The organism is Pseudocolwellia sp. AS88 (assembly GCF_030551755.1).
Lineage (GTDB): Bacteria > Pseudomonadota > Gammaproteobacteria > Enterobacterales > Alteromonadaceae > Pseudocolwellia.
The window spans coordinates 102,060-126,012 of the sequence record NZ_JAUPEC010000011.1; the positions used below are offsets into that span (position 1 = coordinate 102,060).

Genomic DNA, 23,953 nt, shown 5'->3' on the forward strand with positions numbered 1-23,953 from the left:
ATGTCAATGAAAGCTCAACTTCTTAGCGTTGCACTACTAAGTGCATTAACATTGTTTACATCCAATATTGCTTTGGCTGATGTTGCTAGTTCAAAAAAATCAGCCGTAAAGCAACCAAATATTGTCTTACTGTTTTCTGATGATGCTGGCTATGCTGATTTTGGTTTTCATGGCAGCAAAATCATGAAAACCCCGCATTTAGATAAGTTGGCGAAAGAAGGCGTTAGGTTTGAACAAGCCTATGTTACTGACCCAACTTGTGGTCCTTCTAGAGCGGGGTTAATTACCGGTAAATATCAACAACGTTTTGGTTTTGAAGAAAACAATGTTCCTGGTTATATGAGTGAAAACTCTGCTGCAGATGGCAGCGATATGGGAATACCTGTTGAAGAAAAAACCATGGCTGATTACCTTAAAAACCTTGGCTATACCTCTGGTTTCTACGGTAAATGGCATGTTGGCGGTGCAGATAAATTCCATCCACTTAACAGAGGTTTTGATGAGTTTTACGGATTTAGAGGGGGAGCGCGTAGTTATTTTGCCTACTCAAAAGCTCCTGCAAGTAAGTTAGATCTTAACGAACGTAACTTCGGTAACTTTGAAGAACCTCAAGATTACTACACCGATGTACTAGCACAAGAAACTGTTGAGTTTATCGAAAATAGCGTTAAAAAAGATAAACCATTTTTTGCTTTTGTTTCTTTTAATGCCGTTCATACACCAATGGACGCTCGACCAGAAGATCTTGCACAATTTCCAAACCTACAAGGTAAGTTAAAAACATTAGCAGCGATGACACTTGCGTTAGACCGAGCTTCTGGAAAGATAATGGATAAATTAGCTGAGCTAGGTATTGATGATAATACGATTGTTATTTTTACTAACGATAATGGCGGCCCAAGTGATAAAAATGCTTCAAGCAATGCACCGTTTAGTGGAACAAAGTCTAACCATTTAGAGGGTGGACTTAGAGTGCCTTTCTTAATGAAATGGCCAAACAATATCCAGCAAAATTCTACTTTTAGTGCACCTGTTAGTTTATTTGATCTTTTACCTACTTTTTACGCTGCTGGTGGTGGTATGACTAAAGATTTACAAGATGTTGACGGTGTAGATCTTATGCCGTACATCCAAAACATAAAAGTTAGCCGCCCGCATGACGTTCTTTTTTGGAAAAAAGATACACGAGCAACCATACGTGATGGTGACTGGAAACTTATACGTTTTCCTGACCGTCCGGCTGAACTCTACTATATTCCTGAGGATATTCGAGAAATGAATGATCTTGCAGCTGAACATCCAAAAAAAGTGAAAAAAATGTTTAAGGATTTATTTGAATGGGAATCTACTTTAGAACGCCCACGATGGTTACTTAAACGAGAATTTGAAAACTATGATATAGAACGAATGGACCGGTATAGAAGAGTAAATTTAGAGAGAAGAAATTAAAATAATAAAAAAGAAAGGAAGATATTATGTTATTTAAAAGCCACATCACTAGTATGTTAAGGAGTTTACTCTGTAAGCACAGACCAAAAATTTTATTAACACTTGTTATTAGTGCTTGTCAATCGCCTTCAAATATCAATAAAGAAACTGCAGATTTATTTGTTATGCCAGATGCCAATGAAACCATTGGCTCTGTTGAAATTTATCATCCTCGTGCACTTGAATTTATTACTAAAGAAACACTAATTAGTGTGCGAGGAAAAGACTTTGATTGGGTTGAAGGACCTGTTTGGGTTAAAGATCATAATTTTCTTTTGTTTACTGATATTCCCAAAAATATTATTCGAAAGTTTGATGCTCAAAAAGGGACAAGTGTTTACCTAGAAAATGTTGGTTTTGATAAGCCAAGTAATAAAGGCCCTGGTGCCAATGGTTTATTGCTAAATAAACAAAATCAATTAGTGATGATGCGATCGGGTAGTAGAACAGTTGCCGTAATGAACAGCGATATAAACCGTCCTAAAACTGACTTTACTACATTGGCAAGTCACCATAATAATATGCGATTAAATAGTACCAATGATGGCACTATGCACAGTGATGGTAGTATCTATTTTACAGATCCTCCTATTGGCTTAGATTTTGTTTTTGATAACAGTAGCGCGTTGGTAGCAAAACATAAACGTGTTAATAAAGTAGTTAATAAACGTATTCAAGAGACACCTTATGCCGGTGTTTACAGGTTATCTACTACAGGTGAACTCACGCTTTTAGATGACACGTTAACCGTCCCAAACGGTATTGGCTTTTCACCTGATGAAAAAACCTTGTATGTTGCTGTTTCTGATAAGGATGCCTCATCTTGGTTTGCTTTTGATGTGCTAGAAAGTGGCATGTTAACAAATAAACGTGTATTTTATAATACTCAACACCTCATCGGGAAAAAAGGTGAGCAAGGCTACCCTGATGGTATGGCTGTGCATTCTAGTGGTGTTATTTTTGCCACAGGCCCAGGGGGAGTTTGGTTGTTTGATAAACAAGGTAAAGTGCTTGCAAAAATCAAAACAGGATTACTCACTTCAAATTGTACCTTTAGTACAAACGAAGAATATTTGTTTATTACTGCAGATGACTATTTGTTAAGTATTCCACTCAATAGTAAACTTTGAACTCATTTTGATAAATTATCCTAGCAAAGATTTTATGCTGAGTAATTCGAATGTTATGGCTGACCTCTAGTGTAGTTGAATCAATAAATTCGATGCCTTTAGGTTTGCTTTTTAATAAGATAAAATAGGCAACCATAGAAGGAATAACTCTAGGCATGACATAAAGAACACGTGTGTAGCTATGAAGATTGGAAAATCTTTGCGGTAAAATTGAGATACATAAGTTTTTTATAATCGCAGTAACGAGACATAAAATACTAATAACAATACTCATTATTTCATTACCGTCATTTTACATTCACGCTGACGTTTTCTCGTTCCATCTTCAAGTAGCTTTTTTTGCCGTTGAGGAATAAATACTTTGAAAATAATGATCGACATCGCAATAAGTCAACTAATTTATTCATACCTGTTCCTACTTGTTATTGAATCGTTCTTAGTCGAAAGATCCGAATATGGAACAGGCATTTTGTTCGGTTTCCCCCCCCCCTACTGAGGTTAGTTAAAGCAAGTAGTTGATAAGTTAAAAAGTATAAAATAAAATCCCTATTATATAATGCATGAAGAATTTTTGTGAGTTCGTTATTTTATTGTTTTATATTCACTATAACTGTGTATTTTATATTGTAATAAACTAAAAGAAGAAATTCTTAAAATAGCTACCCCAATTATATATAATAAAGTCAAAAACTAAGGTCATGAAAATTTTTCCCATAACTCCAATTACTATACTCATTGTTTTTCTAGTTTAACTGAATAGATGAAAGTGTATATGGGGCGCTATGTTTTGTGTTAACTATTCCTTCGCCACGTAATAAGTCAAAATTAGAAATCACTAAATTATTACCATAAACAATGACTTCAGAAGGTTGATCGAGCTCGCCGTTGCTACTGTTATTATCAGAGTACTGGGCAATAACGGTGACATCTCGATTAGTATCAACTTTAAGTATTTGGTTTTTTAAAAAACCAGCGACATAAAGATTTCCAGTTTTATCAATAGTTATACCGTCTAAACCTGTGTCATTAGGTAGTTGAGCGTAAACTTCTTTATGGGTTACTTTTTTACCGTCTGCACTTAAGGTTAACTTGTATATTTCTCCATCACCAAAGTTTCCTGTGTATAAATGACCTTTTTTATCAAAAACTAATCCATCTAACCCAAATTGGCGTACAGGATTTTTAGTTTCAACTTTAAATAACAATTGATGATCTTGTTCGGTACTTTTAACTTTTACATTTCGGTCATTAAGTGAAAATCGATATATAGCACTCGTCATATTGGCACTTTTAATATTTTTCATTTGAAGCAAACTGATATAAATAGCGCCATTATGTATTCGTATACCGTTTGGTGACGTCAACCCTCTAGCCACAATTTCTGTGGTCGCTATTAATCCGTCCTTAAACGTTAATCGTAAAATACGTCCACTGTCGCAAACATATAGAGAGCCATCAGGCGCATATGCTATCCCCATTGGACGGCCTTTGCCATTTTTCTTTTTACTGGGCGTTTTACCAAGGTTGGTAATTCCCCCAGCGGAAGAAATTGATAACAACATGCCTGGTTTGTTCCCTTTATTTGCGTAGTTTGTACAGGCAAGCGTTAATGAACCGTTGGGTGCAATCGCTAATCCATCAGGGGTTGGGCAGTTATCAGGAAGCGCGGCGAACAATTTTGCACTGTGTAAGTTTTCTACATAGTTAACCGCTTTTATTTTATTATTATCAGCTATATGAGTATTAGAAGCACAACTATAAATTCCCGTTAAGAGCATTACTGTAGTAATTATTTTTTTACATTGTCTATTTTGTGTAGTTTTATTGCTTTTAATCATTAGGGGCTCGTTATTTCTTTTGGTTAATTGCTTTATTCAAGGAAAAGGTTGAACGATAGGTAAATTCATAATAATTACTTTAAAAGTAATTAGTTATATTGGAATTATATTTGGTGAGAGCCCTGCAATATCACTCTTAAATAACTGAATACTACCGCCATCTTCTTCATTGTCTTCGGTTAGTGAGGCAGTGGTTACCAGTAGGGTTTTTAAATCTTTTCCGCCAAAGCATGTATTAGTGACTTGGGAGGCATTTAAATGAAAAAACTGTGATAACTCTCCATTAGGCGAAATACGACCGAAGCCATTACCATCCCAGCGAGCGCTCCAAATAAAACCTTCACTATCCGTGGTACCGCCATCAGGGTGACCGAATTTATCTTCTAATTTACAAAACAAGGTTTGGTTTGATAGCGAAGCATTTTTTTGGTCAAAGTCGCAAGAATATATTTCATTAGTGAAAGAGTCAGCATAATAGAAGGTTTTATTATTAGGCGAAAAGGTTGCCAAGTTAAATATCGCAATGGCTTCTTTTTCAAGGGTAACTGATTTATCTGGAGTAACTTTAAATAAATGGCCAAATTTACCCATTTCAATTTCATTGCCATTTTTATCAGGGCTCATTAGCATGGTGCCTAACCAAATATTGCCGCTGACATCCACACAGCCATCGTTAATTCTTAATTTTTTATCAGGTTCGACATTAAGCCACAATTTCCAACTTTCATTTTTAATATTGAATATATATAAACCATCAAAAAGTGACACTAACAATAATCCAGAAGATTGCACAAGCATTATGTTTGCTGGCTGATTAGGCGTGTCAAAGCGATGTAGTGATTCATCTTTAAGCGAATATTTGTAAAGGTGCGATTTGACGATGTCGATCCAATAAAAGGCATTGTCTGCTTCAGACCATATACAGCCCTCTGCTAAACCACAGTTTATGTTAAGTTTTTTCTTAAAAGTTAAATTCATTCTTAAACCAGTAACTAGTTAAATATTTTATAAATGACAAAATAAAAGGAAAACCCTTTTATTCATATTAAGATTGCATTAGTATGATGTTTAAGTAAGGGGAGTGCAAGTCTAAATTATTACTTCTTAATTTCTTGTACTTTAATATTATTTTAGCTCAAATCTAAAAAGGTTTTTACATGTTATATGGCAAGAAAAGAATTTCTGGGGTTATGTTACTCGCATATGGTTTTATGACCCTTGGTTGTACACAAGCAAATGATAACTCTGCAGCCGACAAATCCGCTTTTTTTGTCGAGGCGACAGATGATATTAAACTTGAAGATGCAAACAGAAGAAAGTGGGGCAATGCTGTTATCGCTGACTTGGATAATGATGGCTATCAAGACTTACTGCTGACTGATCATGGTTTCTCAATTAAATTATACTGGAATAACAAAGGTAAATACGGTAAAGGCATCGATTTATTGGTTGGTGATACCCATGGTATTTCGGTAAGTGATTTTAATAAAGATGGTGTGACCGATGTGCTAGTTTCTCGTGGTGGTGGCTCTGGTGCAAATGCCAGAAATTCAAAACTTTTTCATATAACTAACCAACGAAAAGTCATTGAAGCTAAAGAATTTGATGTACCCCTTAAATTTATTCGTGGAAGAACATCAAAATTTTATGATGGCGATAATGATGGGGATTTAGACTTATTGTTACTAGGCTTTCCGGGTAACAAAGGTGAAAGTGAAGTACCAAGTTTTTCCTATGAAAATGACGGAAAAGGCCAACAAGTTTTATCTTCCTATTTACCTAAGACAATGAGAGATGGTCAAAAATTATTAGTAACCGATTTTAATCAAGATAATATAAGTGATTTTGTTTTGTATGGTGATGGTCGTATTACCTTTCATCAAGGTGAGGGGGATTTAACCTTTACTGATGTTACCGATTCATGGTTAACGAAAAATATTGAAGATGTAACAAGCATTTCAGAAATTGATTACGATAATGATGGTGACTTTGATCTGTTTTTAACAACAGGAAAAGAATTGAAAATTGGTGAAACGTTTCACGACACGCAAAATAATATTTTTACATTTTTTACTAAACGTGGCCCATTTAAGCTTAATGATTTGGTCTTAGGTGACATTCTTGAATTAGAAAACTACCAATCTATGTGGCCAATGCAAGACATCTATATTGGTGAGAGTTCCTATAAATATGAACATCCAGGTGAATATCATCAAGGTCAAAATATACGTTTCGTTAATAGTAATGCATTAGGTTGGCCTGATAAACATGATAAAAAAGGCTTATATATCGGTTATATTGGCAATGACACATGGCGTATAGCGGGTAACACACGGTCGCCGATAACGGGCGTTATTCATGGTGTAAAAAATCCCCCCGCTTTTGTGCATGACAAAGGGCTAGCGAATATTTTACTTGAGAATGTTGACGGTAAATTTACTGATGTAACCAGTAAATTGGGTCTCGATCAATTAAGTCATAGTAACGCTGCTGCTGTAGGTGATTATGATAATAATGGTTTACAGGATTTATTTATTGTCGAAAGAGGAAATCCTTCAAAACAGAATATTCAAACGCTTTGGTTAAACCAAGGGATTAATGGATTTGAAAAAGTGTCAGGACATGGTGTTGTTTCATCGGAGCTAGGAGGCGTTGGTTTAGGTGCAGAAACCTTTGATTATAACCAAGATGGCAAACTCGATTTGGTTTTTGCAAATGAGCGTGGGAAATGGCATTTATTCAAAAACAACCTGAACAACAATGCTAATTATATTGAGGTAGATGTTAAAAACTCCCCCGAGGGTGCTTCTCCTATTGGCGCTGTAGTTAAAGTAACGGCTTGTAAGAAATCTCAAGTTAGAAGAGTTGGCTCGTCAAGTGCGCCTTATTCTCAAAGTAGGGATACGATGATTCACTTTGGTTTAGGTAATTGTCAACGTATTGATAGTGTAAAAATACAGTGGCCTACAGGTGAAGAACAGCTCACTGATAAAGCTAAAATAAATCAAGTATATCGGTTTTAGTTGTTATTAGGGTAAGTAAAAAAATAAGGGACAGCTTGAAAGGTTTTCTTGCAGTCTTATGTTTATCTCGTAATAGGCTTTGTTGACTTTGTCTCTGAAATAAGTCGAAATTTACAATGATTTTTGGTGTTATAACGTTTATATTTAAGTTTGTCATCTATCGAAATCGCTTTATTCACGTTTTAGTAAAATAGAGAATAATGTTGATGCAAGATCATTTAAATGTCCTGTAGTTTAAATTTTCATAGAACTAACTTACCCTAAAATCATTTACTAATAATATCAAGCGTTTGATATCACTTATTGCTCTTTAGTATATAATTTTTTTATTCATAATAAGTGTGATTGGTCGAGGGCAGATATGCCCAGCCATCAAGGAATTTTTTTGAATCTATTACGATCAGTTACTCTCTCAAATCAACAGGGTATGGTTGTTGAAATATTGAACCTAGGGGCTCGGATTAAATCAATTAAGTTTCCTATTGCAGGCATTAATACAGAAATGACACTTGGGTATCTAAATGCGATTGACTATATCAATGACGATTATTATTTAGGTGCAACCTGTGGCAGGGTATGCAATAGGATAGAAAATTCGCAGTTTGATATCGGAGAAGAACGTTTTTATCTAAGTAAAAATGATGGTGAAAATTGCTTGCACGGTGGTGAAAATAATTTTTCAACTCGAATGTGGCAAGTAGTTCGTTCATCAGGAACTGAAGTTACACTCGATTTAGAGTCCCCAGACGGTGATCAAGGATTTCCCGGTCATTTACTAGTGAACGTAACATATTCACTAAATGACAAAAACGCTTTAGAAATTCGTTACACCGCACGAAGTAATAAACCAACACCGATAAATTTGACTAATCATACCTACTTCAGCCTTGGTGAAAAAAGTGCTGAAAATCTAGCGTTAAAAATTGATTCATCAACAATGCTTGAACGCAAAGAAAATGGCTTACCTAGTGGTTCAGTGTTGGACGTTAAAAATACAGACTTTGATTTTACAGATTTTAGAAATATTGGTGATAGTCACCAAAATGCTTCAGATGAATTATTAAAACTCATGCAATGTTATGATCACTGTATGGTTTTTAATAAAGTAGCTTCCCAAAAAAATCGACGACCTAATGCATCATTACTATCGGTTAACAATAAAGTAATTATGAACCTTTATACTGATCAATTAGCGGTACAGTTTTATAGTGGAGTAGCATTAGGTGGTCAATTCAAACCTTATCAAGGGGTGTGTTTAGAAGCTCAAAACTATTCTAATGCATTGAATATTAATCATTTCCCTAATAGCCTGTTATTTCCTAATGTTGAATATAGGAAAAAAATCATTTATGAATTTGAAGGTATCTGTAATTGAAAAACTATGTTTAACGAGCTAGAAGATAAAATAAAGTGACTAATGGATAGTAAATGATATTTAGGAACGTTGGTGATTAGCAATACTGATAACTGCCTAGAGTTTATGTACGGCGATTAGAGAATTGCTGAATATAAATATGCAAATAATATTTGGCAGCCATCATACAATAGAAATGCGAACCCTAATACGATCTCTATTTTAATGTTCAACAAAAAGAATAGAAAAACTTGGTCTGAACCTATAAAAGATGAAACTTATTATTGTAGGATTAAAGTTATTAAAAAGAAGGAATCATATTCAGACGTTGAAGTTTTTGAGTACACTCGTTTCATAGAGACCTCAAATTAGCTGTATAGCAAATTGTTTAATTACTTGAGCGATTAGCTGCTTTTAGGGCTATCGTTACATTAATCAAAAGATGATTGGTTTTTATTTGAGAAATTTTCGCTGAAATTTGACGCTAGAAATTCATTAGTATTATATTTGGTACCAAATATAATGCACTTTTGGTACCAATATTAATATGCACTTACATATGATGTAATTAAACATTGAAAAAGGTATCAGATATATTATATTTGATACCTTTTTTATTTTAAGATGAAGTGGTGTTAATCAATTATGTATAAACAAAGTTTACAATTGTTAGGTTTTTTATTTACTTTGTTACTCTTGTCGTGCGCTAAAACAGTAACAAAGAGTCAACCCATACCTGAAAATGTTGTAAAACAAAAAGACCTTTGTCCAATTATTAGTAGTGATAAGTGGCATGCTTGGCTAGATAAATATAATCAGAAAGAAGGTTCATTTCGGCTTAACGTAAGCGGTGAATTAACTTTACCTAATCCTGCATACCATATTGAGTGGACTGCGGGACCAATTGATAGAATGTATCCACCAGGATTAAGGTTGTTTTTAAAACCTAAAAAACGTGACGGTATGTCTATCCAAGTTATTACTGATATACCTACTTCTTATCAAATGGATACACCTATTTCTAAATATAGATATGTGTCGATATATTGTGAAGGAGTAGAGTTAGCTAAAATTGAAAATGTGGTATTAACTGATTAATATGTTTTTAGTCATATGTATAAATATAGTATGTGTTATAGAATCTGTTTTTGGGACTAATATATTATTTTACGTTTAATAAAAATGGCCGAGAAAAACTCAGCCATTTTTATTAATTTTAATCTTTAATTGACGATTAAGTCATATGGTAAAAGCAAAGTTTATTGCCATCCAAATCAAAAACGTATGAACCGTAAAAGAAGTCTAAACGTTGACCTGGTTCGCCGCCATCGGTAGCACCTAGCTCTATAGCTTTATTGTATAATGTTTCAGCCATTTCTTTAGAGCCGGCAGCAATTGCTACCATTTGTCCATTACCGCAGCTTTGAGTTCCTTCATCGGCAGGAGTACAAACAGCTAACATAGCGCCACCTGCATCAGTACCATAAAACTTGATGCGGTCTAACTCCATTAACCTTTTACCACCAATAAGTTCTAGTAAGTTATCGTAAAAAGAAATTGCTTTGGTTAAGTCTTTTGCGCCAATCGTTGTATATCCAATCATTTTTAGTGCCTTTGTGTTGTGTATTAAAGAACAAACATATTTTTGAATTTATTAATATAAGTTCAAAAATATATCGCTAGTTGATGGCTGTTAATTTATATACCTACCAGTAGGTAGTCAATGGTTTTTTTATATTACTTTCAATATATGTATGATTTATTCGCTATTTTTATCTGTTTTTGTGTAAGGATATAATAATGATTTTAGCTATATTTCGTTATGTGACAAGTAGATGGGATTGAGGTTTTTTGGTGTTAAATAATCCAGAGTTGAGTGTTTTTAGAACTCATTGAAGTGCTTGTGTAAATGTATACTGTAGCTTTCAAGTCTGATCGTTATAGATAAATGAAATATCTCGAATTAGTTAACGTCAGTCAGGTAAACTACCCGTTAGAATATATGAAAACATCAATAAAACGTTAGGTTAAGTAATTGATATGAGTGCAGTAGAATGAGTAACAGTAAAGAAGATTTAATCTTACAAGTAACTGAAAATATGGTTCGCCAAGGTGGTTATAATAGCTTTAGTTTTCGTAAAGTTGCAGAAGAAGTTGGCATTAAGAGTGCGTCAGTTCATTACCATTTTCCTACCAAAGGCGAACTTGCCGCTGCTGTAACCAAGCGCTATACCGAAAACTTTATTAATGCGATTGGTCAGCCTGAAGCTATTTATGCATCTGGACAAAGCCCTATTACTGTTTATATTTCGGCATTTCGTACCGCGTTAATTGAAGATAATGGTGTGTGTTTAGGTGGGATGCTTGGAGCAGAAACAGGATCATTACCAGAGTCTGTAATAGAAGAAACTAGAGAGTTTTTCTCTCGTAATGTTGAGTGGTTAGAAAGGGCTTATCAATGTTTAGGTTATAAAGGCGATATCAAAGCTAAAGCGATGCAAACAGTGTCTTTACTCGAAGGCGCCATGATAATCAGTAATGTGATGAAAGACATTGCGTATTTTGATTCATCAACAGAGTTATTAAAATGAAGTTAATCAATTTTTATAAATTTTATTCGTAACTCCATTAGTAAGTATCATTGATTTTGACTACCTAGCCTCATTGTAATATTTGTTAATGTGACTTGTAGTAGCTCAATCTAAGTTGACATGACAGCTTAAAAATAAGGTAACTGTCAGATCTAAGCTACTACAATTTATTCATGCATTTAGTTACTCTTATAAAATATTTTGTCCTTGCTCGGGCTCTCTAGCTAACATTGCTTGTTTGCGAATGTCGTTATCATCACTTTCAAGGTTTTCATCTTCATTTGTTATATTAGGTTTCTCTACGATATTCTGAATATTCTGCTGGCGATTTGTATTTTCTTTTTGTTGTGCTCTATTATCACTATTATTAATCTGATGAATAGGTACGCCATCAGGAAATACTACTTCTCTTGCATCATCTGGCATACTTATGCCTGCAGCATCAAAGGCTTGCACTATTCGCTTCATTGCAAGTGAAGAAACTTTTAAACGACTATACTTATGGGTGTCTGTCCAAAAATAAACTTTAAGATTAATCGTAGAAGAGGCTAATTCATTAACCAATATTTGAGGCTCTGGATCTTCTAACACAGCACTCATTTCATTTAATACTTTTGTTCCTATAGCTTGAGCTTCACTTACTGGCGCATCATATCCTATTCCTATTACAAAGTGACCTCGAGAGTTTGGATTAGCTGTATAATTTCTTATGGTGTTTTTATAAACATTCGCATTGGGTATTTGAATATGATTTCCGTCAAAGTCTACTAAGGTAGTTGCTCGTGCAGTAACTTGTTTTACCACGCCTACATGTCCATCAACTTCAATTACATCATTGAGTTTAAATGGTTTTTGAATACTTAATAACAAACTAGACATAAAGTTTTCAGCTATATCTTTAAAAGCAAATCCAATAATAAGTCCGGCCACTCCTGTTCCACTTAAAATTGCTACAGCAAATGAACTTAAACCAGCCATTCTAAGAAACAGGTAAAGCCCAAATAAGATAATAACTAAACTTATTAAACGTCGAACAACCACTTTAATTAACATACTTGTATGTGCGTATTTTAATGGTTTTACCAACATGCGCGAGATAGGTCCTGACAAACCATAAAAGATTACAAATAAGATAATACCGACACTGATTTGTGGTAGTTGCTCAAGAAACACGGTGTAATATCTATCTATTTCGTTAACTAGCACTTCAGTTTCATCTACTTTCATGATATTTCCTTATTTATTTAAATATTCAGGTTCTGTTGCGGAAGTAGTTCCAAGCTTATGATTATCGTTGCTGTGTAATTTATCACCTTGCAGGTTAATAGAGTCATCTATTTCGATTTTATAGGTATTGATAAAGGCGTTATGAAATAGTGATGTAATAGTGCTCCATGTAGATACTTTTGTTTTTTCAAGGGTTCCTGTGATTGGAACTTTTACGGCAATTACTTCTCTTTTACCACTTTCAAAAATGGTAGAAAGTCCGTCAATGATTCCTTCGAACATACCCGTGATGATGCCATCATTATCTTCGGTAATATCTTCTTTCCATTTGAATATATCTGCGTTGTAAATCCCCGCTTTCACATAACCATTTACAGTACCATTCGTTGCAGCGATCTCTAATGCTACATCTACCTCACCTTGTTCTATATCGAAGGGGGCATAGAAGTTAATCATGCTATCTAATTCTGTAACATTAAGCGCAGTCATTTCCATATTGATATCAAATGTTGGTTTTGGTGATTCAGGATCAATAAATCCATAAAGTATTATGTCAGCTCGTGACATTAACTTACCTTGGATATCAAAGCTGGTGATTTTATTACCTGTGAATTCACGTGAGTTGGTTATATTGGTAATTTCACCATTGATGCCGTCAACATAGTTACTTTGGATTTGATCTCCTGAATTCATAATCAAAGTTGTTGTAATGTTATCTAAGTTAACTTTATCGATGCTAATAGGGCTTGCTAAATCAATTAATGAAATCCATACATCAGGATCTTTAACTTGTTCATTAACATCGTTGTTTACAGCACGTTCATCAGTAAATGTTAATTCACCATTTTTAATATCGACCTCAGCTACAATTTTTCCGTTTAGTATCGCGCTCCACAATATGGATAAATCTATTTGTTCAATATATATATTAGGTTTATCTGTTGGTACTTGTTGTAAATAAAGCGTAAGCCCATGAATTTGATATGCGCCTCTTATAATTGATAAATCAACATGATCAATATGGCCATTAATACCTTTTGTGTTATTAATTTTCTTATTTAATTGGTTTTTTAATATTAAAGGGAGCGTGAAGTTTACACTTATAATAATAAGTGAAACTGTACTCAATATGATGATTTTTTTTAACACGGCTAAACCTACAATTATTCCTTATTTATATAGGTAATTTGCAGCATTTGTGCCAGTCAAGCCTTGCAGTTAAATTTACTATAAAACAACAGGACTAATAGAAATAATGTTCTAAAGTTATTTTATCTCTATGTTTTTAATGATTATTTCTTTATATGTTAATAATTAGAACTTGATTTTTTATATTTATATTTACAGCGCTTTTTGAATTGTTAACACTAAATAAGTAAAAGATTCCTACAGGCTATGTAAAAACTACCGGTTTTGCTCCGGTAAAATCTTAATCAGTAAACTCATATTCGTTTGTAATTTTTTAGGTTGGACTAATATCCTATAAAGAGAAATAATTCCTGAAAATAAAGGAAATACGGCTAAGAGAAAATAGAAAGCAACACCGGTGAAACAAGTGACAGATTGTCAGCCTGCATTTGCAGATAAACGCCCAACTAATATATTTGTATTGAGTTAAAGAAAACTTTGTTGGTTTTTTAATATGCTTGTTTTTTCACCCACTTGGTTTCTCTTTTTTATTGTCTGACTTTAAATACCTAAGAACTAAAAACCCCATAATGCTTAATACTATAGCAATTTCGTAACGTTTAAATGCTACGGAAACACCAATGGCACCTGTTAACCATATACCTGCTGCAGTTGCGGTACCATATATAGACTTAGAGCTTTTTAATATTGATCCACCACCTATAAAACCAATGCCGGTAATTACTCCATACATAACACGTGCTTGAGAACCTGGGTCTTTAAATACGTCTATTGATACTAACATAAACGCAGCACATGCTATTGCTACTAAAGGGAAAGTTCGTAACCCTGCACCATTTGATTCAGCGTCACGATCGCAAGCAATAGGAAGCGCAAGTAAAAATGCAATGCCCAATTGATAAGTATGAAACCAAATTAGGTTTAAGTTAATACCAAATTCTATACTCATTATTTTTTCTCTGTAAGTTGAAATTTATTATTCTTAGCACATCAAAATAAACATAAAAAATGTGTGGCCACCTTTATGATAAATTTTAGTAATGCTTATTTATGTTTAAGCCACGTGAGTTATTCTAATAATGTAGTTAAATTTTAATTAGAAAAATTATTGTTCTACTAATACTTTCAAAGAAGCAGGATTGACTTTAATGTTTATTTCTTTACTTTGACGAGTTTCGCCATCTATAACATAGTCCATGATAAAATCACTTATGATTTTTATTTGTGATACTAACAAGTGTTCAAGACCATTAATTTTTGGAGCTTCCATCCAAGTTGGCTTTAGCACATTTGTGCCCAAACCAATTATTGGCAGAAGTTGATGTTCAGAAGTATCCAATATAGTCATATCCAACTTACCATCCGAAATATTAGGTTGTTGGTGACCTTGAGCTAGTATTGTTGTAAAGGGAGCTGCATTAGCAATAATTAAACTACTAATTTTCTTTTTTATAGGTGGTTTATTATCAATCCAAATTTTTAGGTCATAAACCTCATTTTTATTAATCGCATGAGTAAGCGAATTTATATAGGCTAACTGGCCTTTATCATCCTTTTCCTTCCTTCCTGCATTCTCGATCATCTTTTGCTCGAATCCAAGACCAGTCACTAACAATGAGATGTCTTCATTGCATATAGCTGTATCGATAGGGGTTGATACGCCGTTTAATATAATTTCACATGCAACGCCAATAGGATCTACTTTAGCTTTAATCCCGAAAAGTACATGAGCAAGTGCATTAGTTGTTCCTAAAGGGATAATAGCTAATTCTTGATTATTATTTACAAGTTCAGATGCCACTTCATTAACGGTACCATCCCCACCACATGCTACAATTAACTGAAAGTTTTTGTTTTTGTTTGCTCTTGCAATTTCTTTTGCGGATTTGTTTTTGTGAGTTTCAATTACTGTTATTTGGTACTTAACTGCTAAACGTTGTTTGATAGCATTTTGATGTTCTGCCCAACTACCAGCCCCAGATACAGGGTTTACAATAAGTAATATTGAAGGTGCTGGTTTAAAATTACTGGATTCAAACATTTGGCTAATCTTCTTATATTGATGACTATTTAGGTTTGCAGTTCCACGAATTCTATTTATGTAAGCCAAAGCATCATCAACATTATTACACTTGCCCTTAGCTAATAAATAAGCTGCCACAATAAGCACTGAACGCCCTCTCCCTAGAGCACAATGTACAACAACACCTTTATTACTTTTTATTTGGTGATCAATCCAATTAATTGCCTCTTGTAAGTCGTTAGTGCGAGGTGAACTATGATCAAGAATGGGAATGTTTCTATAGGCGAATTTTTGATCGTTAGCACTCCAGTTAAGTCCGCTAAACTCGGATGTAGCATCTAAAATTGCATCTATACCATTGTTTTTTAAAAACTCTATATCTGATGGGAATAAGCGACAAGCTAAGTACAACTTTGGGGTTATTTCTTGTATGGCTGGGACTTTATCTGTTTTACGTGTCCAGCTATTGTACATTTGAACACCAAGAAAAAAAGGAAAAAATAGCCAACTAATATAAGCAGGGATAGATCCATCATCTTGTTTTCTGAAGATTGAAGGAGCGTCAAATACATATGCAGCACTTACACTAAAAAGGGATAGACTTAACCAAATAAGAATTATGCTAAAGTACCAAGGAGCTATAGCAAAGGCCAAAACAAAAGCTATCAGTGCTCCAGTAATGTAGTATTTCAAAATAAACATGATAATGATCCTTATGAGATTTGCATAAAATATTGTACGTACCTTCTTTATTTACTCCTAAGGTAGATGCAAAACTTAAACCATTCAGAAGGTCTGCAAAGAAAACTACTCACTATTATGCTGCACCAATGGTAAAATCATTAATAAACAATGTGTTATAGTTTTTTGCTGGTTTTTATAAAATAGATGTCAATTTTAGATAATGATAAAATGTATGAATAACTCATCAGTATCTGAAGTTTGTTTTTTGTAAATTTTTCAATGTTTTTTGTAATTTGATACTAGCTTTTAAGGTGTTTTATGTTTATTTGTAAAACTCTTGAAACAAGCAATACGATTAATATTTGTTGATAAGCGTTTTTCTATCATGGTTTAGAGGGTTATAGAGATAATAAAACTACTCTCACAATGTTCATCAGAGTACTTATTAGTGTGTAATTACATTATTGAATATATTTCTTATATTTAGGATAAAACTCAAGAGAATCACACCAAGTACTAAAATTGGTATGTTGATATGCGTTACTTGCAGCAGAAAACCATTGTGAAATTCCAAAAGGTTGTAATACAAACTTCTTTTTATAGCCATCTATTGCAACATAACAGGCCAATATTAAGGTGGTTTCATTTGTAACTCTTACACTAGGAACACCTTGCATGCTGGTGTTATGCTCAACATTAATTTTAGGTAAGGCGTTAACAGGAAATGAAAATATTCCTAAAAAAGCTAAATAAATAAAATATTTTTTCATCAAGGGATTTTTCATATTTCTCAATATATTAGTTATAAATTTTATAATTATTGATAGTTATAATTATAGTAAGAATAAAAAAAAATATTATTTTTTATGTTTTACCATTGAAACCATTAAAAGCTGTCACCATAACCTTTATACGAAATTAATATATGCTGCTATTTTGTAAAGAATAATCAGTAGCGATAAAAAGAGAAAATAAAAATGGCTAATAATGTTCCAGTAAAAAGTGATCAGCATAAGAATTTAAAAGTAGCATCTCAACGTAGTTTAGAGCATGTTTCTGACCAACATATTGCACCGATTAATGCTTTAGAGTTTGCTCAAGCAGCAACAAGTTACCCAATTATTTTAGTAAAAGAACCTGAATCATCAAATTACAGAAGTGTTGTAATGTTAGGTTTAGAAGCTGGCGAGAATTTATATTATAGCAAAGCTAAATGGGATGCTATTTATGTGCCTCAATCAGTGTCTTTAGTTCCATTTAGTTTAGGTCTTGATCCAGAGAAAGAAAAAACATTAACGACTTGTATTGATTTAGATAGCCCGTTTGTTGGTGAAGATAAAGACAATGCTCTTTTTGATGCAGACGGTAAAGAAACAGACTTCTTTAAAAGTGCACAAGAATCACTAGGTCGTTTATATGAAAGTGAAGTAATGACAGATAAGTTCATCAAAGAGCTTGAAGCTAATGACTTGTTATTAGAGCTAGAATTAAGCATCACTTATAACAACAACCAAAATAAGAAACTTGTTGGTTTATTTGGTATTAACGAGCAAAAACTTACAGAATTGTCTGATGAAAAAGTAATAGATTTCCACAAACGTGGTCTATTTATTCCTATTCATGCAATGTTAGGTTCTGCTGCTCAAATTAATCGTTTAGCGCAATTACGTAATCAAAGTAATTCAAAACAAAAAGTATCAGGTATCCGATTCACACCTGTTACAGCTGAAGCAAAAAAATAATTTAAATTAATTAAAACTAAAAGGAGCTTAGGCTCCTTTTTTATTGCCTAAAATAAAGCTTTGAACGGGGTTTCATTACCTAACTGATGAAAGTTACTTTTTAGTAGAAGTATGTAAGTACATCTTTTCATTAACAGATTGGTAGACCTGTGTTAGTTTACATCAATGTTTTGGAAAAACTGTTGAGGAATTTATGGCGCAGCAATCAAAAGTACCTTTGGATATTGAGGAACAAATCCAAAGTCTTGCTGGTGATATTTATGTTCAAATTGAAGACAAGGTTTCTGCATTTGTTTCTGCTTATGCTAAGCCTGAAGAGATCACGAACGAAATAATTGAAAATCATCAAGTTTATCAATCGCTACAAACAGAGTTTACTCAGTTAAAATCTGATTTAGATAAAGCGACGTTATCAAACGCAACAGAAGTTGAAACATATCAAAATACGATATCAGACCTCAAAGCTCAACTATCTAGTCGTGATGAAGCTATTAAAAACAATGAACAATTAAATAGCGCTAAATTAACTGACACTGAACAAGTATTAAAAGAAAAGCTTGCTGAATTATCTATGTTAAGCGAGTTAAATAATCAGTTAACAACAGAAAATGAAACCCAGTTAAAGGCTTTAACTGATGTGAGTACAGCGCTCGATGAATCTAATCAAAAGATTAAAGCACTCGAATCATCAAAAAATACATTAACCAAAAACGACAAAGCTAAAGCCGCAACATTAGAAGTTCAAAATCATCAAATATCCGATCTTACATTACAACTTAATAATGTAACCAGCGAGTTAGATTACCTAAAAGCAGAACATAGTCAGCAATCAGAGTCGTCTAATAAGCAATTGTCACAAGAACAAAGTTCAGTTAAACAATATCAAAAAGAAATCAAAGATTTAAAACAAAAAATTGTTGATGTTGAAGCTTCTTTATCCGTTGAACTTTCCAATAGAAAAGCATCAGAAGATAGTATCAAAGCGTTAAATAATAAGATTGACGTTACAGATAAAGCTTTAGTTAATGAAAAAAGTATTGGTGAAAAACTAACAAAAGAAATTGAGACGCTAAAACAAAAAAATACCACAGTAGAAACATCATTAGAAAATGAAAAACAAACGGTTAAATTACTGCAAGACAACATTAATCAATTGTCGGAAGAAAGTACAATTGTTAGTAAACAGCTAGTTAAAGAGCAGCAAAGCATTGAGAGCTATAAACAAGAAATTGTAGCAATGAATGAAAAAGTAACTGAATTGGAAAAGCTTGTTGCAACAGAAACAAATTCAGGGAAGCTTTTACAGGGTAAGGTTGTTGAGTTAACAAAGAACGCTGATGATCTAACGGCAATAATAGCCAACGAAACAGCAAATGCACAACAAGCGAATGCAGAGTCAGAATTACTTAATAAAAAGGTAAACGATTTAAATAAACAACTTACCGAAAGTGAAAAAGCTAAGCAACAAATGGAAAAGTTATTAAGTGCTGAAAAAGAAACGCAAGGCCAACAAAAGAGTAAACATTTATTAGAAGTTGATGCTTTAAAACAAAGTATAGATAAACATAGATCTGAATTAGAAACTCTGACTTCTTCAAATGAGCAAAATAAAGTTAAAGTAGATAAGCTCAATAAAACAATTGCTGACTTAGAAAAAGCCAAAGCACTTCAGATACAAACAAATAAAGAAAAAGATAAAACTCATCAAACAACATTGTCTGAATTAAATAAAACCCTTACTCAAGAAAAAAGTAAAACTAAAGAGTATGAAGAGCAACTTATCTCTCAAAAGGCGGTATTAGAAGTACAAATTAAAGCCCAAAAAGAGCTAAGTGAAACAGCCAAAAAAGCCGATGAAAAATCATCAAAACAGATTACAGAGTTAGGTAACAAAATAACATTATTAGAAAAAAATGTTGTTGATCTAACAACAAAAAATAAAGATTTAACTAAGCATTATCAAGAAGCGAATACTATGATTGATGATTATCAAAAAGAAATCATTCATTTAAAAGAAAGTTATGAAAATGCTAATAATAATGCACTAGAAATACAAAAACGTGTTGAAGCTAACAAAGAAAAACAAGAAAATGAATATGATAAAGCACGTGATACAATTAAATACCTTCGTGACGAAAATTTAGATTTACATGCTAAGCTAGATCAACAAGTCACCGAGTTAGAAGATAAACTACGTGAATATCGTTTACGCTTTGAGTACGCTCAAAAACAATTAAATAGTAAATAACTAAATAAGGTTATAAGTTTTGATGGAAAAATCTTTTGTCTAAATCACTCTCTTTTGACGCGTTAAGTCAATGGCAGAAAATCGCATTTAGTGCTGCCTTATTAGAACGCATGTTACCTAATTATAAGCTTTTCTCTGAAGCCACAGAATTTGGTGAATTTTCAGTTTTACGTAATCAGCTAGACACTGTATGGCAATGGTTAGATAAAAATAATCGCTGTAAAATAAACTATGAAGCTCAACTAACTAAACTAGAGCCACAAATACCTGAGCCTGAATCTTTCGACTTTTTTGGTGTTTATCCTGCTTTAGATACATGTATGGCTATGGTGTCTTTGTTGCAAATAATGCAAGACAAAACCTCTGACGGCTGCTTTAACGTGAGTAAGCTTTCTGAAAACAGCGTAGTAAAATATGTAGAGTTAATGTTGAGCCAAGTTATGGATGAAGAGGCTATATCTGACGAAGATATTGATTCACATCCGCTTATGCAATGGGAACTAGAAACCCAGCAAGAGCTATTTAACTATATTAGTATTGCCCAAGAAAACAAAAAATCTTGCGTGCATGCCAAATCATTAGTGCTAGAGGAAGGCTTATCTAATTTAGGCATCGAAATCTAATTTCTGTATTAGTTTAAACAATAAGTAGAGCAACTCCATGAAAGCCATATTTTTATATTGTTCTCTACTTACTCTCCTTTTTATATCATCTAGCTTTGCAGCACATTCATCTGATAAAACCGTAAAAGTAGAACAAGCTATTACAGAGGCCATGCAGGCGTTTAATATTCCTGGTGTTGCCGTTGCTATTGTAGAAAATGACCAGGTTGTTTTTAGCCAAGGTTTTGGCTTAAAAGAGTATGGTAAACAAGACAAAGTAACTTCTGATACCTTATTTGGTATCGCTTCAAATACTAAGGCTATGACGGTTGCCTTACTCGCCCAACTTGTCGATAAGTATGAACTCTCTTGGCAAACAAAAGTGGTAGATATTGTTCCAGAATTTCAACTTTATAACGCTTTTGTTACTAATCAATTTACCTTGATAGACTTGCTCTCACACCGAAGTGGTTTAGGTTATGGTGCTGGCGATCTCATTATTTGGCCTCAAAGAAATCATACCGAAAAAGACATTTACAATGGATTGAAGCACTTACCTCAAACCTCTGCCTTTCGTACTGAGTTTGCCTATAATAATTTAATGTACATAATTGCAGGTAAGGTTATAGAGAAAATAACTCAAAAGTCATGGCATAAAAATATTCAAGATCGTTTGTTTAAACCTTTAGGAATGAATAATTCTTCAGCAAACTTTTCATTGCTAACTTCAAGTTTATCAAACAAAAAAATCGATATAGCTAAACCTCATCTTTTAATCAAAGAACAATTAACCGTTGTAGAAAGTGATTACCTAACAAACTTTTCTTCGGCCGGTTCAGTTATCTCAAACGTGCATGATATGGCTTTATGGCTTAAGGTTTTGTTAAATAAGGGGGAGCTAAACAAAGGTCAATCAAATGAAGAAAATGTAGTTGCAGCAACCCCACCTTTCATAAAACTAAATTGGGAGATAGATACAAGCCTTAATCAACTTTATAGTAAAACTCAAGCAAGCTTAATGTGGCATCCACACATATCACGTAAAGTCTCTGCAACCGAAGTTGAACAAGATAATACGCACTTTTCTGCTTATGGTTTAGGTTGGTTCTTGAAAGATTTTCATGGAATGAAACTCGTACATCATAGCGGTGGAATACGAGGTATGGTTTCTAGAGTGCTATTAGTTCCTGAAAAGAATATAGGCGTGGTTATATTAACTAACCAAGAATCAAATGCCGCGATAAATGCAATATATCGAGAGATTTTCGAAGCCTATTTAGATTTACCTCAGAAGAACTGGATCGCTTTTTATCAACAACAAGAGCAAAAGCAATTAAAACGTGAATTAAATCGCTTAAGAGCAATAGAAAAACGTTTAATTCCAAGCGGAAGCTCGCCACTTAATCTTAACCATTATGCACAAACTTATATAGATAAATGGTATGGCGAAATAGTAATTAATAAGGAAAATAATAAGTTAAGAATGAGATTTAGCCAAACCTCCTTACTAAAAGGTGAGCTTATTTATTATCAAGACAACACGTTTGTTGTACGTTGGGATGACCGGACACTGAACGCTGATGCTTATGTGAAATTTTCAGTAACTCAACATGGTGATATCAGTGAAGTTACGCTAAAACCAGTGTCTTATTTAACTGATTTCAGTTTTGATTTTGAAGATTTAAAACTCATACCAAAAACTCATTAATTTTAAGTGTTTTGATATAAACGATAGGCAACTTGCCCTGCCTTCTTTTCTTTAAGTAATAACCAGTTCGCAGGCATTGCTACAATAGCTTCCTCACTTTCCATTTCAACGTAAATTAAAGCGTCTTGCTCTAAAAGATCATTGTTGAGTAAATTAACAGTCTCTTCAATTAAACCTTTACGAAATGGAGGATCAATAAAAACAATTGAAAATTTCTGTGTGCACTTTTCCAAATAATTTAATGTATTTGTATGTTCAATACTGATTTTATTTGCTTTTAATAAGATTTTATTTTGTTCTAGTTGTTGAGCTGCTGCTTTGTTAAGTTCAATCAGGGTTACTGATTTTGCTCCTCGAGAAAAAGCTTCAAAACCTAAACCACCTGATCCTGCAAAACAATCTAAACAAATGCTTTCCTGCATGTAAGGCATCAACCAATTAAATACTGTTTCTTTTACTCTGTCAGTTGTAGGTCTTAATCCGTCGGCCATTAACACGGGTAATTTTCTACCTCTATGTTTACCTGAGATAATTCGAATGCTTCCCTTAGCCGGACTTTTGTTTGTTTTAGGTTTGTTCATGAAATAAATTATCGTTGAAGTTGTTGTCTCAATAAGGTTTTATAAAGCGTTTTGAGTATAGATAAAAGAGTAAAAACACTTGTAAAAATACATCAATCAATTAAAACCTTTGTTTTATCAAGGAATGCCCAAACAATATTTAATGTAAGTGGTATTAAATGATACTATGTCACTAGTCGCTCTCGATTTTTCAGATATACTCGAAAGATCAAAAGACCCGGATATTATCCCTGTTTATTGCATTAATGCCACCAATATGTGTGGCACACAGAAGAAATTAGTTTTATGTCTAAAAAGAAAGGTATGTTTTCTTGGTTAGGTTTTGGTAATCAAGATAAAGAAAAACAAGAAGCACCTATTGTAGAAGAGCAGGCACCTCAACAAGAAGATTCTGTTGAAACTGAACTTGAAAATCAGGTTATTGATAAATTACCTGAAAATAATGACGATAGTGCTTTACAAGCAGATATAGAAAACGAAACTGTCCTGCCAGAGCCAGAGCCAGAGCCAGAGCCAGAGCCAGAGCCAGAGCCAGAGCCAGAGCCAGAGCCAGAGCCAGAGCCAG

Annotated in this window: 20 protein-coding genes and 1 pseudogene; 11 read left to right on the plus strand and 10 right to left on the minus strand. The window is 33.5% G+C overall.

What is annotated here, in order from left to right; translation table 11 throughout:
- The first annotated feature begins 6 nt into the window (after positions 1-6).
- Both Q5N69_RS09875 and Q5N69_RS09880 read left to right on the plus strand, forming a co-directional pair.
- Positions 7-1,449 carry a sulfatase-like hydrolase/transferase gene (locus Q5N69_RS09875; protein WP_304368737.1) on the plus strand — a complete coding sequence of 481 codons (1,443 nt, stop codon included), beginning with the start codon at positions 7-9 and terminating at the stop codon, positions 1,447-1,449.
- A gap of 26 nt (positions 1,450-1,475) precedes the next feature.
- Positions 1,476-2,618: an SMP-30/gluconolactonase/LRE family protein gene (locus Q5N69_RS09880; RefSeq protein ID WP_304368738.1), complete on the plus strand. Its 1,143-nt coding sequence runs from the start codon at positions 1,476-1,478 to the stop codon at positions 2,616-2,618.
- Here Q5N69_RS09880 and Q5N69_RS18375 read toward each other — a convergent pair.
- The 3 genes from Q5N69_RS18375 to Q5N69_RS09890 all read right to left on the minus strand — a co-directional run bounded on the left by Q5N69_RS18375 (position 2,602) and on the right by Q5N69_RS09890 (position 5,434).
- A complete protein-coding gene (locus Q5N69_RS18375; protein WP_369686663.1) occupies positions 2,602-2,892 on the minus strand; it encodes a transposase in 291 nt (96 codons plus the stop codon). The two genes, Q5N69_RS09880 and Q5N69_RS18375, sit on opposite strands and share 17 nt — an antisense overlap.
- Positions 2,893-3,361: 469 nt before the next feature.
- Entirely contained in the window at positions 3,362-4,456 is a 1,095-nt protein-coding gene (locus tag Q5N69_RS09885) for an SMP-30/gluconolactonase/LRE family protein (protein ID WP_304368739.1), read from the minus strand.
- A 93-nt stretch (positions 4,457-4,549) separates the two neighbouring features.
- A complete protein-coding gene (locus Q5N69_RS09890; protein WP_304368740.1) occupies positions 4,550-5,434 on the minus strand; it encodes an SMP-30/gluconolactonase/LRE family protein in 885 nt (294 codons plus the stop codon).
- 179 nt (positions 5,435-5,613) lie between these two features.
- Between Q5N69_RS09890 and Q5N69_RS09895 the strand changes: the two genes are divergently transcribed.
- The 3 genes from Q5N69_RS09895 to Q5N69_RS09905 all read left to right on the plus strand — a co-directional run bounded on the left by Q5N69_RS09895 (position 5,614) and on the right by Q5N69_RS09905 (position 9,931).
- Entirely contained in the window at positions 5,614-7,479 is a 1,866-nt protein-coding gene (locus tag Q5N69_RS09895; protein ID WP_304368741.1) for a CRTAC1 family protein, read from the plus strand.
- Between the two features lie 385 nt (positions 7,480-7,864).
- On the plus strand, positions 7,865-8,854 hold the full coding sequence (locus Q5N69_RS09900; RefSeq protein WP_304368742.1) for an aldose epimerase family protein: 990 nt from the start codon (positions 7,865-7,867) through the stop codon (positions 8,852-8,854).
- Between the two features lie 624 nt (positions 8,855-9,478).
- The gene (locus Q5N69_RS09905; protein WP_304368744.1) at positions 9,479-9,931 is read left to right on the plus strand and encodes a hypothetical protein; all 453 of its coding nucleotides are present in this window, start codon (positions 9,479-9,481) and stop codon (positions 9,929-9,931) included.
- A gap of 136 nt (positions 9,932-10,067) precedes the next feature.
- On the opposite strand, the gene Q5N69_RS09910 is transcribed toward Q5N69_RS09905, so the two are convergent.
- Positions 10,068-10,436 carry a VOC family protein gene (locus Q5N69_RS09910; protein WP_304368745.1) on the minus strand — a complete coding sequence of 123 codons (369 nt, stop codon included), beginning with the start codon at positions 10,434-10,436 and terminating at the stop codon, positions 10,068-10,070.
- A 451-nt stretch (positions 10,437-10,887) separates the two neighbouring features.
- On the opposite strand from Q5N69_RS09910, the gene Q5N69_RS09915 reads away from it, so the two are divergent.
- Positions 10,888-11,424: a TetR/AcrR family transcriptional regulator gene (locus Q5N69_RS09915; RefSeq protein WP_304368746.1), complete on the plus strand. Its 537-nt coding sequence runs from the start codon at positions 10,888-10,890 to the stop codon at positions 11,422-11,424.
- A 189-nt stretch (positions 11,425-11,613) separates the two neighbouring features.
- On the opposite strand, the gene Q5N69_RS09920 is transcribed toward Q5N69_RS09915, so the two are convergent.
- The 5 genes from Q5N69_RS09920 to Q5N69_RS09940 form a co-directional block, all read right to left on the minus strand.
- On the minus strand, positions 11,614-12,651 hold the full coding sequence (locus tag Q5N69_RS09920) for a mechanosensitive ion channel family protein (RefSeq protein ID WP_304368747.1): 1,038 nt from the start codon (positions 12,649-12,651) through the stop codon (positions 11,614-11,616).
- Between the two features lie 9 nt (positions 12,652-12,660).
- Entirely contained in the window at positions 12,661-13,800 is a 1,140-nt protein-coding gene (locus Q5N69_RS09925; protein ID WP_304368748.1) for a DUF748 domain-containing protein, read from the minus strand.
- A gap of 505 nt (positions 13,801-14,305) precedes the next feature.
- Positions 14,306-14,749 carry an MgtC/SapB family protein gene (locus Q5N69_RS09930; RefSeq protein ID WP_304368749.1) on the minus strand — a complete coding sequence of 148 codons (444 nt, stop codon included), beginning with the start codon at positions 14,747-14,749 and terminating at the stop codon, positions 14,306-14,308.
- Positions 14,750-14,905: 156 nt separating this feature from the next.
- Positions 14,906-16,525 (minus strand): diacylglycerol kinase family protein, encoded by a 1,620-nt coding sequence (locus Q5N69_RS09935; protein ID WP_304368750.1) that lies wholly within the window; start codon positions 16,523-16,525, stop codon positions 14,906-14,908.
- Positions 16,526-16,968: 443 nt separating this feature from the next.
- Positions 16,969-17,292, minus strand: coding sequence for a hypothetical protein (locus Q5N69_RS09940; RefSeq protein WP_304368751.1), 324 nt, complete (start codon positions 17,290-17,292; stop codon positions 16,969-16,971).
- A gap of 192 nt (positions 17,293-17,484) precedes the next feature.
- On the opposite strand from Q5N69_RS09940, the gene Q5N69_RS09945 reads away from it, so the two are divergent.
- The 4 genes from Q5N69_RS09945 to Q5N69_RS09960 all read left to right on the plus strand — a co-directional run bounded on the left by Q5N69_RS09945 (position 17,485) and on the right by Q5N69_RS09960 (position 22,807).
- Positions 17,485-18,249, plus strand: coding sequence for a SapC family protein (locus Q5N69_RS09945; protein WP_304368752.1), 765 nt, complete (start codon positions 17,485-17,487; stop codon positions 18,247-18,249).
- A gap of 193 nt (positions 18,250-18,442) precedes the next feature.
- The gene (locus Q5N69_RS09950; protein WP_304368753.1) at positions 18,443-20,497 is read left to right on the plus strand and encodes a hypothetical protein; all 2,055 of its coding nucleotides are present in this window, start codon (positions 18,443-18,445) and stop codon (positions 20,495-20,497) included.
- A gap of 35 nt (positions 20,498-20,532) precedes the next feature.
- On the plus strand, positions 20,533-21,120 hold the full coding sequence (locus tag Q5N69_RS09955) for a YjaG family protein (protein ID WP_304368754.1): 588 nt from the start codon (positions 20,533-20,535) through the stop codon (positions 21,118-21,120).
- A gap of 37 nt (positions 21,121-21,157) precedes the next feature.
- On the plus strand, positions 21,158-22,807 hold the full coding sequence (locus tag Q5N69_RS09960; protein ID WP_304368755.1) for a serine hydrolase: 1,650 nt from the start codon (positions 21,158-21,160) through the stop codon (positions 22,805-22,807).
- A gap of 2 nt (positions 22,808-22,809) precedes the next feature.
- Here Q5N69_RS09960 and rsmD read toward each other — a convergent pair whose 3' ends face one another.
- Complete coding sequence (rsmD, locus tag Q5N69_RS09965) at positions 22,810-23,388, minus strand: 16S rRNA (guanine(966)-N(2))-methyltransferase RsmD (RefSeq protein ID WP_304368756.1); 579 nt, start codon at positions 23,386-23,388, stop codon at positions 22,810-22,812.
- Between the two features lie 285 nt (positions 23,389-23,673).
- Here rsmD and Q5N69_RS09970 point away from each other — a divergent pair.
- Positions 23,674-23,953 (plus strand): annotated as a pseudogene (locus tag Q5N69_RS09970) (hypothetical protein); the annotation flags it as partial.

What these genes read in the sequence shown, in the direction of transcription:
- Q5N69_RS09875 (WP_304368737.1), top strand. Translation starts at nt 7, where the DNA reads ATGAAAGCTCAACTTCTTAGCGTTGCACTACTAAGTGCATTAACATTG.
- Q5N69_RS09880 (WP_304368738.1), top strand. Translation starts at nt 1,476, where the DNA reads ATGTTATTTAAAAGCCACATCACTAGTATGTTAAGGAGTTTACTCTGT.
- Q5N69_RS18375 (WP_369686663.1), bottom strand. Translation starts at nt 2,892, where the DNA reads ATGAGTATTGTTATTAGTATTTTATGTCTCGTTACTGCGATTATAAAA.
- Q5N69_RS09885 (WP_304368739.1), bottom strand. Translation starts at nt 4,456, where the DNA reads ATGATTAAAAGCAATAAAACTACACAAAATAGACAATGTAAAAAAATA.
- Q5N69_RS09890 (WP_304368740.1), bottom strand. Translation starts at nt 5,434, where the DNA reads ATGAATTTAACTTTTAAGAAAAAACTTAACATAAACTGTGGTTTAGCA.
- Q5N69_RS09895 (WP_304368741.1), top strand. Translation starts at nt 5,614, where the DNA reads ATGTTATATGGCAAGAAAAGAATTTCTGGGGTTATGTTACTCGCATAT.
- Q5N69_RS09905 (WP_304368744.1), top strand. Translation starts at nt 9,479, where the DNA reads ATGTATAAACAAAGTTTACAATTGTTAGGTTTTTTATTTACTTTGTTA.
- Q5N69_RS09910 (WP_304368745.1), bottom strand. Translation starts at nt 10,436, where the DNA reads ATGATTGGATATACAACGATTGGCGCAAAAGACTTAACCAAAGCAATT.
- Q5N69_RS09915 (WP_304368746.1), top strand. Translation starts at nt 10,888, where the DNA reads ATGAGTAACAGTAAAGAAGATTTAATCTTACAAGTAACTGAAAATATG.
- Q5N69_RS09920 (WP_304368747.1), bottom strand. Translation starts at nt 12,651, where the DNA reads ATGAAAGTAGATGAAACTGAAGTGCTAGTTAACGAAATAGATAGATAT.
- Q5N69_RS09930 (WP_304368749.1), bottom strand. Translation starts at nt 14,749, where the DNA reads ATGAGTATAGAATTTGGTATTAACTTAAACCTAATTTGGTTTCATACT.
- Q5N69_RS09935 (WP_304368750.1), bottom strand. Translation starts at nt 16,525, where the DNA reads ATGTTTATTTTGAAATACTACATTACTGGAGCACTGATAGCTTTTGTT.
- Q5N69_RS09940 (WP_304368751.1), bottom strand. Translation starts at nt 17,292, where the DNA reads ATGAAAAATCCCTTGATGAAAAAATATTTTATTTATTTAGCTTTTTTA.
- Q5N69_RS09945 (WP_304368752.1), top strand. Translation starts at nt 17,485, where the DNA reads ATGGCTAATAATGTTCCAGTAAAAAGTGATCAGCATAAGAATTTAAAA.
- Q5N69_RS09950 (WP_304368753.1), top strand. Translation starts at nt 18,443, where the DNA reads ATGGCGCAGCAATCAAAAGTACCTTTGGATATTGAGGAACAAATCCAA.
- Q5N69_RS09960 (WP_304368755.1), top strand. Translation starts at nt 21,158, where the DNA reads ATGAAAGCCATATTTTTATATTGTTCTCTACTTACTCTCCTTTTTATA.
- rsmD (WP_304368756.1), bottom strand. Translation starts at nt 23,388, where the DNA reads ATGAACAAACCTAAAACAAACAAAAGTCCGGCTAAGGGAAGCATTCGA.